The 10924-nt window shown below is 58.4% G+C and carries 13 protein-coding genes; 10 read left to right on the forward strand and 3 right to left on the reverse strand.

Going from position 1 to position 10924, the window contains the following annotated elements; all coding sequences use genetic code 11:
* From rpmJ to IHN22_RS11000, 8 genes are all read left to right on the forward strand, one after another.
* Window positions 1–51, forward strand: a 51-nt coding sequence (gene rpmJ / locus IHN22_RS12910; RefSeq protein WP_191435354.1) for a 50S ribosomal protein L36, incomplete at its 5' end; no start/stop codon positions are given.
* A 19-nt stretch (window positions 52–70) separates the two neighbouring features.
* Window positions 71–439 carry a 30S ribosomal protein S13 gene (rpsM, locus tag IHN22_RS10970; protein ID WP_087187801.1) on the forward strand — a complete coding sequence of 123 codons (369 nt, stop codon included), beginning with the start codon at window positions 71–73 and terminating at the stop codon, window positions 437–439.
* A gap of 15 nt (window positions 440–454) precedes the next feature.
* The gene (gene rpsK / locus IHN22_RS10975; RefSeq protein ID WP_007494608.1) at window positions 455–856 is read left to right on the forward strand and encodes a 30S ribosomal protein S11; all 402 of its coding nucleotides are present in this window, start codon (window positions 455–457) and stop codon (window positions 854–856) included.
* A gap of 20 nt (window positions 857–876) precedes the next feature.
* Window positions 877–1506, forward strand: a complete 630-nt coding sequence (gene rpsD / locus IHN22_RS10980; protein WP_087187802.1) for a 30S ribosomal protein S4 — start codon at window positions 877–879, stop codon at window positions 1504–1506.
* A gap of 79 nt (window positions 1507–1585) precedes the next feature.
* Window positions 1586–2533: a DNA-directed RNA polymerase subunit alpha gene (locus tag IHN22_RS10985; protein WP_087187803.1), complete on the forward strand. Its 948-nt coding sequence runs from the start codon at window positions 1586–1588 to the stop codon at window positions 2531–2533.
* Between the two features lie 148 nt (window positions 2534–2681).
* A complete protein-coding gene (gene rplQ, locus IHN22_RS10990; RefSeq protein WP_087187804.1) occupies window positions 2682–3023 on the forward strand; it encodes a 50S ribosomal protein L17 in 342 nt (113 codons plus the stop codon).
* 280 nt (window positions 3024–3303) lie between these two features.
* Entirely contained in the window at window positions 3304–4560 is a 1257-nt protein-coding gene (locus IHN22_RS10995) for an HlyC/CorC family transporter (protein WP_365814141.1), read from the forward strand.
* The gene (locus tag IHN22_RS11000; protein WP_191435345.1) at window positions 4557–5663 is read left to right on the forward strand and encodes a M20 metallopeptidase family protein; all 1107 of its coding nucleotides are present in this window, start codon (window positions 4557–4559) and stop codon (window positions 5661–5663) included. Before IHN22_RS10995 ends, IHN22_RS11000 begins: the two co-directional genes overlap by 4 nt.
* A gap of 33 nt (window positions 5664–5696) precedes the next feature.
* On the opposite strand, the gene IHN22_RS11005 is transcribed toward IHN22_RS11000, so the two are convergent.
* Window positions 5697–6179 carry a hypothetical protein gene (locus IHN22_RS11005; RefSeq protein ID WP_191435347.1) on the reverse strand — a complete coding sequence of 161 codons (483 nt, stop codon included), beginning with the start codon at window positions 6177–6179 and terminating at the stop codon, window positions 5697–5699.
* Window positions 6180–6191: 12 nt separating this feature from the next.
* Window positions 6192–7166: a lysine exporter LysO family protein gene (locus tag IHN22_RS11010; RefSeq protein WP_087187808.1), complete on the reverse strand. Its 975-nt coding sequence runs from the start codon at window positions 7164–7166 to the stop codon at window positions 6192–6194.
* 339 nt (window positions 7167–7505) lie between these two features.
* On the opposite strand from IHN22_RS11010, the gene IHN22_RS11015 reads away from it, so the two are divergent.
* On the forward strand, window positions 7506–8834 hold the full coding sequence (locus tag IHN22_RS11015) for a uracil-xanthine permease family protein (protein WP_191435350.1): 1329 nt from the start codon (window positions 7506–7508) through the stop codon (window positions 8832–8834).
* A 53-nt stretch (window positions 8835–8887) separates the two neighbouring features.
* Here the strand turns inward: IHN22_RS11015 and IHN22_RS11020 are convergent, their stop codons facing one another.
* Window positions 8888–9526 (reverse strand): helix-turn-helix transcriptional regulator, encoded by a 639-nt coding sequence (locus IHN22_RS11020; protein WP_087187810.1) that lies wholly within the window; start codon window positions 9524–9526, stop codon window positions 8888–8890.
* A gap of 427 nt (window positions 9527–9953) precedes the next feature.
* Here IHN22_RS11020 and ssnA point away from each other — a divergent pair.
* The coding region (ssnA, locus tag IHN22_RS11025; RefSeq protein ID WP_191435352.1) for a putative aminohydrolase SsnA at window positions 9954–10924 on the forward strand (971 nt) is incomplete at its 3' end.

Genomic DNA, 10924 nt, shown 5'->3' on the forward strand with positions numbered 1-10924 from the left:
AAGGTCATGGTAATTTGCGAAAACCCCAAGCACAAGCAGAGACAAGGTTAACAGGAGGTGCTGAAACAGTATGGCACGTATTGCTGGCATTGATTTGCCCAAGGATAAGCGGGTCGAGATCGGCCTTACCTATATCTTTGGTATCGGGCGCACCAGCGCCAACAAGATCCTGGCTGAGGCCGGTATCAACCCCGACACCCGCGTGAAGGATCTGACTGAGGCCGATGAGGCTAAGCTGCGCGAGATCATCAGCCACAGCTACACTGTGGAGGGCGACCTCCGTCGTGACGTGGCGATGGACATCAAGCGTCTGACCGAGATCGGCTGCTACCGCGGCCTGCGTCACCGCAAGGGCCTGCCCGTCCGCGGTCAGCGTTCCAAGACCAACGCTCGTACCCGCAAGGGTCCCAAGCGCACCGTCGCTAACAAGAAGAAGTAAGGGAGGGAGAAACACATGGCTACCGCTACCAAGGGTAAGAAAGTTATCCGTAAGCGCCGCGAGCGCAAGAACGTTGAAAAGGGCCAGGTGCATATCCGCTCTTCCTTCAACAACACCATGGTCACCGTGACCGATATGGGGGGCAACGCCCTGTCCTGGGCCTCTTCCGGCGGCCTGGGCTTCCGTGGCTCCCGTAAGTCCACCCCCTTCGCCGCTCAGACCGCTGCCGAGACCGCCGCTAAGGCTGCCATGGAGCACGGCCTGAAGACCGTGGAGGTGTACGTGAAGGGCCCCGGCGCCGGCCGTGAGGCTGCCATCCGCGCCCTGCAGGCCGTGGGCCTGGAGGTCACCCTGATCAAGGACGTGACCCCCATTCCCCACAACGGCTGCCGTCCGCCCAAGCGCCGCCGCGTGTAAGAGAAGGAGGAGTACGAATTATGGCTAGATATACCGGAGCAGTCTGCCGCCAGTGCCGCAGAGAGGGCCAGAAGCTCTTCCTGAAGGGCGACCGCTGCTACACCGACAAGTGCGCCATGGAGCGCCGTCCCTTTGCCCCTGGTATGCACAACCAGGGCCGCACCAAGAAGCTGTCCGAGTACGGTATGCAGCTGCGTGAGAAGCAGAAGGCCCGCCGTTACTACGGCGTGCTGGAGAGCCAGTTCCACAAGTATTACGAGATGGCCGCTGCCCGCAAGGGCGTGACCGGCGACAACCTGCTGAGCATCCTGGAGACCCGCCTGGACAACGTGATCTATCGTCTGGGCTTCGCCATGAGCCGTCCTGAGGCTCGTCAGCTGGTCCGTCACGGCCACTTCACCATCAACGGCCATCGCGTGGACATCCCCTCCTACCTGGTCAAGCCCGGCGAGGTCATCGCCCTGAAGGAGACCAGCCGGAGCAAGGAGAAGTTCAAGGCTTCTCTGGAGGCCAACGGCTCTCGTCCCGCCCCCAAGTGGCTGGACTTTGACCAGAACAACCTGGTGGCCAAGGTGGTTGCGCTCCCCGCCCGCGAGGACGTGGACCTGCCCATCGAGGAGCACCTCATCGTCGAGCTGTACTCCAAGTAATCGTGCTTGTACCCTCGATTATTGGTGAGCTGTATAAGGCGGCGGACAGAGTCCGCCGCCGCGAAAAGGAGGGTAACACATGGTAGAAATCGAGAAGCCCCGCATCGAATGTGTGGAGAACCCCGGCGACGGCTCCTACGGCAAATACGTCGTGGAGCCCCTGGAGCGTGGCTATGGTACCACGCTGGGTAACTCCCTGCGCCGCATCCTGCTCTCGTCCCTGCCCGGCACGGCGGTTACCTCCATTAAGATCGCCGGCGTGCAGCACGAGTTTTCCACCATTCCCGGAGTGAAGGAGGACGTCACCGAGATCGTCCTCAACGTGAAGAGCATCATTGCCAAGCTCCACTCCGAGGGCGTGAAAACGGTCTATATTGAAGCCAGCGGTGAGTGCGAAGTCACCGCCGGCGACATCAAGGCCGACGGCGAGGTGGAGATCCTCAATCCGGACCTCCACATTGCCACCCTGGGACCGGACGCCAGCCTCAACATGGAGCTGACCCTGTCTCATGGCCGGGGCTATGTCCCCGCCGACCGGAACAAGCCGGCCCAGACCATCATCGGTCTGATCCCGGTGGACTCCATTTACACGCCGGTGCGGAAGGTCAATTACACGGTGGAAAACACCCGTGTCCGCGACCTGACCGACTTCGACAAGCTGACCCTGGAGGTATGGACCAATGGTACCATCACCGCCCGGGACGCCGTCAGCCTGGGTGCCCGCATCCTCTGTGACCACTTCGTCCTCTTCACCGATCTCTCTGAGACCATGGGCTCCAAGTCCACGGTGGTGGAGAAGGCCGAGGCCCAGCGGGACAAGGTGCTGGAGCTGACCATCGAGGAGCTGGACTTGTCTGTCCGTTCCTTCAACTGCCTCAAGCGCGCCAACATCAATACGGTGGAGGATCTGATCTCCAAGACCGAGGACGAGATGATGAAGGTGCGCAACCTGGGCCGCAAGTCTCTGGAAGAGGTCATCAACAAGCTGGCCATGATGGGCCTGCACCTGGCCGACGAGGAAAACTGAGGCCAGGGAAGAGGGCGGCCCGGGGGCACGTAACGTCCCCTCCCGGACCCGCAGGCCGCAAGGCGCTCTCTTCAGGGGATTTCATCCCCCCGGACGAATTTAAATTGTGGAGTTCGCCTTGGCGAACATCCGATAGGAGTTGGATTTCATGTCTCACAACCGTAAGCTGGGCAAGCCCACTGATCAGCGCATCGCCATGCTGCGCGCCATGACCACCTACCTGCTGGAGAATGGTCAGATCAAGACCACCTATGCCCGTGCCAAGGAAGTTGCTCCCATGGCCGAGAAGATGATCACCCTGGCCAAGAACCCCAGCTTGGCCAATTACCGCAAGGCCCTGTCCTACCTGACCAAGGAGGACGTGGCCAAGAAGACCTTCGACGAGCTGGGTCCCAAGTATGCCGGCCGTAACGGCGGTTATACCCGTGTGGTCAAGATCGGTCCCCGCCGCGGCGATGCCGCCGAAATGGCCATCGTGCAGTTGGTGTAAGTGCATCTTAGAAAGCGCTCTGCTTTTGGCAGGGCGCTTTTTCTTTGTGCAGATTCTTGCAATTTGTGGGATGCTATGGTATACTAAGCAACAATAAACCATAAAGGAGACGGTGAGCCCTCGTGGACGAACCTCCGCCCAGTAACAACCGTAACAAAGACTATGTGGAACAGGACAGCCTTACCCCAGAACAGGGGATAGGGTTGTCCTTTTGCGCGTTCCGCACATTTTGAACATTGGAGTTGATGATTTTCCTATGCCTGACAGTTCAAGTTTAACCATGATTGTGATTCTGATCCTGCTCGTGATTCTTTCCGCCTATTTTTCCGCAACGGAGACCGCATTCACCTCTCTGAACCGCATCCGTCTGAAAAGCAAGGCCGATGCCGGTAACCGCAGGGCCGCTCTGGCCCTCAGACTGGTGGACCAGTACGACAACCTGCTCTCCACCATCCTGGTGGGCAACAACATTGTCAACCTGTCCGCCTCCTCTCTGGCCACCGTGTTCTTCACGGAGGGCCTGCGGCTGCAGAATGGCGCCGTGATTTCCACTGTGGTTATCACCATTGTTGTGCTCATTTTCGGCGAGGTTTCCCCCAAGAGCCTGGCCAAGGAGTACCCGGAGAGCTTTGCCATGTTCTCCGCTCCCATTATGCGCATCCTGATGGTGATCCTCACTCCGGTGAACTTCCTGTTCAGCCTGCTGAAAAAGCTGCTGTCCAAGGTGTTCCATAAGGAAGGCGACAGCGGCATCACCGAGGAGGAGCTGGTGACCATGGTGGACCAGGCTGAGAGCGAGGGTGGTCTGGATCAGCACGAGAGTAAGCTCATCCGCTCTGCCATTGAGTTCAATGACATGGAAGTGGATGAGATCCTCACCCCCCGTGTGGATATTGTGGCGGTGGAGGACACCGACTCCATGGACGATATTGCTCAGGCCTTTGCTGAGAGCGGCTACTCCCGTCTGCCGGTGTACCATGAGGACATCGACGACATCATCGGTGTGATCCATGAGAAGGATTTCCACGCCGCCCGCTATCGTGGTCAGACCGACGTGAAAGCCATTACCGGCCCCATGCTGTACACAACCGGCAATACCAAGATCTCCGAGCTGCTGCGTATTCTCCAGCGGGAGAAGGCCCATATGGTCATCGTTGTGGACGAATACGGCGGCACCGAGGGCCTGGTGACCCTGGAGGACATCGTAGAGGAGCTGGTAGGCGAGATCTGGGACGAACACGACGAGGTCATTGAGGAATTCAAGAAGCAGGAGGACGGCAGCTATCTGATCTCCTGCTCTGCCGACCTGACTGATCTGTTTGACCTGTTCTCCATCAAGGGCGAGTGCGACGCCAACACCATCTCCGGCTGGGTGATGGAGCAGATCGGCCGTATTCCCGAGGAGGGAGACCACTTTGTCTCCGACGGGCTGGATGTCACCGTTACCAAGGTGGATCACCGGCGGGTGCTGGAGATTCGGGTGGAGGTGCTCCCCCAGCCGGAAGAGGATAAAAAAGAGAAGGCGAAGGACCAGTGAATCAGGCAGATTTGAATTTGGCGGTTACCCTGCGCCATGAACTCCACGCCCATCCGGAGCTGTCCGGACAGGAGACATGGACCAAGGCACGGCTGATGAATTTTTTACAGGAACATACCAAGTTGGAGCTGCATGACCGGGGAAGCTGGTTTTACGCCCTGTATCGAGGCAGGGGAGTGGGGAAGATCGCCTTCCGGGCGGACTTTGACGCCCTGCCCATGGAGGAGACCTGTGAGCTGCCCTACCGCTCCCAGTGCCCCGGCGTGGCCCACAAGTGCGGGCACGACGGCCACAGCGCTGCCCTGGCTCTGCTGGGGTTGACCCTGGAGCGCACCGGGGCGGACCGGGATGTGTACCTGATCTTCCAGCCTGCCGAAGAGGTGGGGGCCGGCGGTGAAGCCTGCGCGGCTCTGCTGAAGGAGGAGCACATCGGGGAGGTATACGCCTTCCACAATATGCCCGGCTATCCTCTGCATACCGTGGCCCTGCGGAAGGGTACCATGAACTGCGCCTCCAAAGGAGTGACCTACCGCTTTGAAGGGGTGTCCACCCACGCCAGCACCCCGGAGCTGGGCCGCAACCCCGCCCAGGCGGTGGCTCGGATCGTAGGTGCCCTTCCTGGACTGACCCGGCAGGAGGACCACCGGGGCCTTGTAATGGCCACCGTGGTCCAGATAGCTGTGGGAGAGCCGGCCTTTGGCATCTCAGCTTACCGGGGGGCATTGCTGCTCACCCTGCGGGCCCAGTACCAGGAGGAGCTGTACGCCCTGTCCCAACAGGTGACCGATCTGGCCCGCCAGGCGGCGGAGGAGGATGGTCTGACTCTGACCATAGAGGAGCAGGACGTGTTTCCTGAGACTGCCAATCACCCCGCCGGGGTGGAACGGGTGGAAAAGGCCGCCCAGGCCCTGGGTCTGCCGGTGGTAGAGATGGAAGAGCCCATGCGGGGCTCGGAGGATTTCGGATGGTATCTCCGCCAGGCGGAGGGGGCCATGTTCCTGCTGGGGGACGGGGAGGACCATCCGCCGCTCCACAGAACGGATTTCGATTTCCCGGATGCGCTGCTGGGAACAGCTTGCGCTCTGCTCCAAAAACTGATCTGAAAAAAGCCCTGCGGCATTGCCGCAGGGCTTTTCTTATTCCGTTCGGGTTCGTGCCCAGTAGGCTGCCATGCTCTCACCGGGCTGTCCGGTGACCTCCTGGGAGAGATAGGCTTTCAGCTCCTCGGGCGGCGTCCAGGCCAGAGCGGAGGCCTCGTCGGGAAACTCCACTTCAGCGTAGAAGAAGCCGGTTTTCAGGTGAGGGTCTACCGAGTTGACCTCCAGCGTAAATCCGCCGGGCAGGGGATAGCGGTGCTGCTCCTTCTGGATCATGGGCTTGCCAAGCATGGCCTTCAGACGCTGGTAGCGATCCTGATCTACTGAGATCTCGATCTCCTCCCGCACCAGCCCGGCTCCTCCTTTGAAGCATAGGACATAGGCGGTAGCGCCCCCTTCAAGGGCCTCCTCCCGGATGCGGATCGCGGGACGGGTGGAAAAATAGCCCTGTTCCATATAAAAGGTAGCGGCGGGGGACAGGTTGGGCCAGTCCTGTACCAGCCAGCGGCGTTCAATTTCCATAACAGCGCCTCCTCAGATGGGCAGAGCAACGATGGCAGGTACCAGAACGGGCACCGCCAGGGAGAGTACCACGCCGGAAGTAAAGGAATAGATGGTGATACGCTCATGGGTAGCTCCCACCACCACCGGCAGCACTGTGTCCATGGCGGCGGCGCCGGGGAGGGCGGCACACTCCACATAGCCCACATACCGGGCCACAAAGGGAATGGCCAGGATGGAGAAGATCTCCCGCATCACATTGGACAGAAAGGCTACTGCCGATACCGACAGGGAATAGGGAGCCAGCAGAGTGGGGGCCAGGGAGTACCAGCCCATGCCGGCGGAGGCGGCCATAGAGTCCTTGATGCCGAGAGGGAGAAAAAGACCAGCCAAAGCGGCAAAGACCAGAGTACCGGCGCACACCGCCACCGGAACCAGCAGCACCTGGAAACCGGCGGTCTTGATGTCGCTGACAAAGGTGCCCTGCTTGCCCATATCCATACCTACCATAAACAGAAGCAGGTAGAGGCCGAAGTTGATGACGGTACCGCAGTGGGCGGTGACGGCGGGGGGAAATACAAAGCGGCCGGCCAGCATACCCAGCACTACCGCAATGACGATCCATTTGGTGAGAGAGTTGTCCGCCTTGCCTGCGGAGTGGGCAGTATCTTCACCGGTCTGGTTGCTGCCCCGGGGCAGACCCACATGGTTCAGCTTGAGGACGAACCGGCGCAGTAGGGTAAGAAAGAGGATGGAGCCAAACATAGCCAACACGGTAATGAGCAGCGCGGCCAGACCGATCTGGCCCAGAGAGGCAATGACCTCATCATTGGCGCCCAGATTGACGCCCAGGGTAACAATCAGAATCATCAGAGCTACAAATTGCAGCTTGCCCACCCATACCAGGGGACGACTGCGTACCCCGGGCCGGGAGCCGATCAGTGCGCCCAGAATTACCAGCGCGATGTAGATCGCCAGATTGCTCAGGGTGCTGAGTGTAGTGCCCATAGAAGTACATCCTTTCTGAACCATAAAATGTGAGAAAAAACGCGGAAACAGGCAGCAGGGCCATTCTAGCATATCTCCTATGGAAAGTCCACCCCTGAACGACAGCGGTCAATAAGTGAAAGTCAACTCGCATTTTTAAAACTATTTAGTTTGTGAAGGATACTAAAGTTATAAGATCTGCCCTAATATTCTGGATATAATTTCATGATTTGCACAAAAAAGGGAAAGAATTTTGGGGGGCGTGCTCCATTTTTCACTTGCATCTGAAGTTTAAATGGGTTATAGTTTGGTTGAGCAAAAAAACTATTTGGGCAAAAAAATTTTTGTGAGGTGATTGGAATGGGTACACCAAAAACAAAGAACTCTGATACCGTATTTCAATGGAACGGTATCCCCCAGCCGGGTCAGCTGATCCCCCTGGGCCTCCAGCACGTGGTGGCCGCGGTAGTGGGTATCATTACGCCTGCTATTCTGGTTGCCAACACCTGTGGTCTGAGCGAAGCAGAGAAGACCCTGATGATTCAGGTCTCCCTGATCCTGACCGCCCTTGCCACTCTGCTCCAGCTTTTCCCCATCTTCCGGCGCATCGGCTCCGGTCTGCCCGTCATCATGGGCATCAGCTTTGCGTACATCCCCACCCTCCAGGCCATCGGCGCACAGTTTGACATCGCAACGATTCTGGGCGCTGAGATCATCGGCGGCATCGTGGCCATCATCTTCGGCGTGTTCGTTAAGTGGATCCGTCCTCTGTTCCCGCCCCTGGTCACCGGCACCGTGATCTTCACCATCGGCCTGTCCCTCTATCCCACCGCTGTCAAGTACATGGCCGGCGGCGCCGGCACCGAGTGGTTCGGCAATGTGAAGAGCTGGGTCGTGGCCCTCATCACCCTGGTAGTGGTGGTCGTCCTGTCCAACTTTACCAAGGGTATCTTCAAGCTGGGTGCCATTCTGATTGGTATGATTGTGGGTTACATCGTGGCCTACTTCACGGGCATGGTGGACTTCACCAGTGTGGGTACCTCCAGCTGGTTTGCTCTGCCCGAGGTCATGCCCTTTGAGATCAAGTTCGTGCCCTCTGCCTGCGTCTCCCTGGCCATCGTGTATGTGGTCAACGCGGTGCAGACCATCGGCGACCTGTCCTCTACCACCATGGGCGGCATGGACCGGATGCCTACTGACCGTGAGCTGTCCGGCGGTATCATCGGACAGGGCGTCATGAGCATCCTGGGCGCCTTCTTCGGCGGCCTGCCCACCGCTTCCTACAGCCAGAACGTGGGTATCGTTACGGTCAACAAGGTTATCAACCGTGCCGTCTTTACCCTGGCTGCCGGCATCCTGCTGGTGGCTGGCCTGATGCCCAAGTTTGCCTCCCTGCTCACCACCATTCCCCAGTGCGTCATCGGCGGCGCTACCATCTCTGTGTTTGCCACTATCACGATGACCGGCATCCGTATGATCACCGAGGGAGGCTTTACTGCACGCAAGAGCTCTGTGGTCGGCCTGTCCGTGGCGCTGGGCGTGGGCATCACTCAGGTATCCGGCTGCCTGGCTGGCGAGGGCTTTCCCGAGTGGGTCAACACTGTGTTTGGTTCCTCCTCTGTAGTGGTCGCCACCATCGTGGCTATCATCCTTAATCTGGTATTGCCTAAGGAAAAGGAAAGCAAATAAACTGAAGACGGCAAAAGGCCCGGCTCCTTGGGGAGCCGGGCCCTTTCCTGGGATCATTCCTTAGCTTCGTCAATGTAGCTGTACAGCGTATACTTGGAGATTCCGAAGAACTTGCATACTTTGTCGCCGCTTTTGGTAATAAGGAAGGCGCCGGTGTCGTTCAGGAACTGAATGGCCTTCACCTTGTCTTCCTTATTCATCAGCGCCACCGGCTTGCCTACGATCTTGACGCTCTGCTCCATCAGCTCATCCAGCAGATCGGAGACATTGCGGGAGATGGGCTCGGGCTCCTTCTCCTCCCGCTCAGTGGCGGTGAACTGCTTGAGCGCAGTCTCCATGGCCAGCATCAGGGTGATATCGTAGTTGATGCCGAAGATCCCGATGGGGGTGCCGTCGTCATCCCGGATGTAGATGGTGGTGGACTTGAGGATCTTGCCGTCCTTGGTGCGGGTTAGGTAGCACAGGTGATCCTGCAGCTGGTCCTGATTGCCCCGCAGGGCCTCCAGGACCACATGAGACGGTCCATCGCCCACCTTCCGTCCCGTAACCTGCCCGTTTTCAATGGCGACGATGGAACTTTCCGGATCGTTGGTGGCCAGGTCATGAACCACCACCTCGCAGTTGGGACCAAACTGGCTGGCGATCCCTTTGGCCAGTTTGAAGAGGAATTGCAGGGTAGATGCTTCTGGCACGTAGATTCCCTCCTTTCAGAGTCTGCGCCAGAGCGGCAGGCACCCCCGGAGGAATGGGCACCAAAGGTCACCGATTCAGCGGCAGACGGTAAAATATATCTCTATCATTTTACCACATTTCAGCTCAGATTCAACTCATTTTGTGGACCTAAAAAATTTTTTGTTTTTCTAACAAAAGTATTGCATATCCGTGCGAAGTGTGGTAACATAAAAACAACGAGAGAATGAAACTATGCAAGATGCACAAATTTCCATATAAAAAGTTGTAGCTGCAACGGAGTGCTTTCGCGCACGGGCTGGATGGACATGGAATTCGGCTGGGTTGCGGATGCAACCTAGAGAAGAACGAATTTGTACTGTCCATTCCACCAGGAATGGGCAATTTTTTTACGGAGAAAAAGAACGAAATTTAAAGGAGGAACTTACTATGCTGCTGGTCGGTAATGGCAGACTCATCACCCGGAGCGAGGAGCTCCCTTATCTGGAAGACGGCGCCGTTGTTCTGGACGGCGAGGTGGTCAAGGAGGTCGGCTCCCTGGCCGACATGAAGGCCAAGTACCCCGACGCCGAGTTCGTGGACGCCAAGGGCGGCGTCATCATGCCCGGCCTCATCAACGTCCATACCCACATCTATTCCGGCCTGGCCCGGGGCCTGTCCATCAACGGCTTCAATCCCACCAACTTTTTTGAGGTGCTGGACGGCCAGTGGTGGTACATCGACCGTCACCTGACCCTGGACGGCACCCGCGCCTGCGCCTACGCCACCATCCTGGACTGTATCCGGGACGGCGTGACCACCATTTTCGACCACCACGCCTCCTTCTGTGAGATCCCCGGCTCTCTCTTTGCCATCAAGGACGTGTGCAAGGAACTGGGTATGCGCGCCAACCTCTGCTACGAGGTGTCCGAGCGTGACGGCCAGGAGAAGTGCGATCAGTCCATTCAGGAGAACGCTGACTTCGCTAAGTGGGCCAAGGAGCAGGACGACGACATGATCAAGGCCATGTTCGGCGGCCACGCCCTGTTCACCATCTCCGACAAGACCTTTGAGAAGATGGTCAAGGCCAACGACGGCATGACCGGCTTCCACATCCATGTGGCCGAGGGCATGAACGACGTGTACGACTCCCTGCGCAACTACGGCTGCCGCCCGGTGAACCGGCTGCTGTACAACGGCATTTTGGGCGAAAAGACCATGCTGGGCCACTGCATCCACGTCTCCCCCGCCGAGCTGGACATCATCAAGGAGACCAATACCATGGTGTGCCACAACCCGGAGTCCAACATGGGCAACGCGGTGGGCTGCTCCCCGGTGCTGCAGATGTACGGCAAGGGCATCCTCATCGGCCTGGGCACCGACGCCTACACCCACGACATGCTGGAGAGCCTGAAGGTGCT

The sequence above is a fragment of the Flavonifractor sp. An112 genome, from assembly GCF_904377885.1.
Taxonomy (GTDB): Bacteria; Bacillota; Clostridia; order Oscillospirales; family Oscillospiraceae; genus Flavonifractor; species Flavonifractor avicola.

Coding starts and splice junctions, on each gene's coding strand:
- IHN22_RS11010 (WP_087187808.1), bottom strand. CDS start 7,166: ATGGGCACTACACTCAGCACCCTGAGCAATCTGGCGATCTACATCGCG.
- IHN22_RS11015 (WP_191435350.1), top strand. CDS start 7,506: ATGGGTACACCAAAAACAAAGAACTCTGATACCGTATTTCAATGGAAC.
- IHN22_RS11005 (WP_191435347.1), bottom strand. CDS start 6,179: ATGGAAATTGAACGCCGCTGGCTGGTACAGGACTGGCCCAACCTGTCC.
- rpsK (WP_007494608.1), top strand. CDS start 455: ATGGCTACCGCTACCAAGGGTAAGAAAGTTATCCGTAAGCGCCGCGAG.
- IHN22_RS10985 (WP_087187803.1), top strand. CDS start 1,586: ATGGTAGAAATCGAGAAGCCCCGCATCGAATGTGTGGAGAACCCCGGC.
- IHN22_RS10995 (WP_365814141.1), top strand. CDS start 3,304: ATGATTGTGATTCTGATCCTGCTCGTGATTCTTTCCGCCTATTTTTCC.
- rpsD (WP_087187802.1), top strand. CDS start 877: ATGGCTAGATATACCGGAGCAGTCTGCCGCCAGTGCCGCAGAGAGGGC.
- rpsM (WP_087187801.1), top strand. CDS start 71: ATGGCACGTATTGCTGGCATTGATTTGCCCAAGGATAAGCGGGTCGAG.
- rplQ (WP_087187804.1), top strand. CDS start 2,682: ATGTCTCACAACCGTAAGCTGGGCAAGCCCACTGATCAGCGCATCGCC.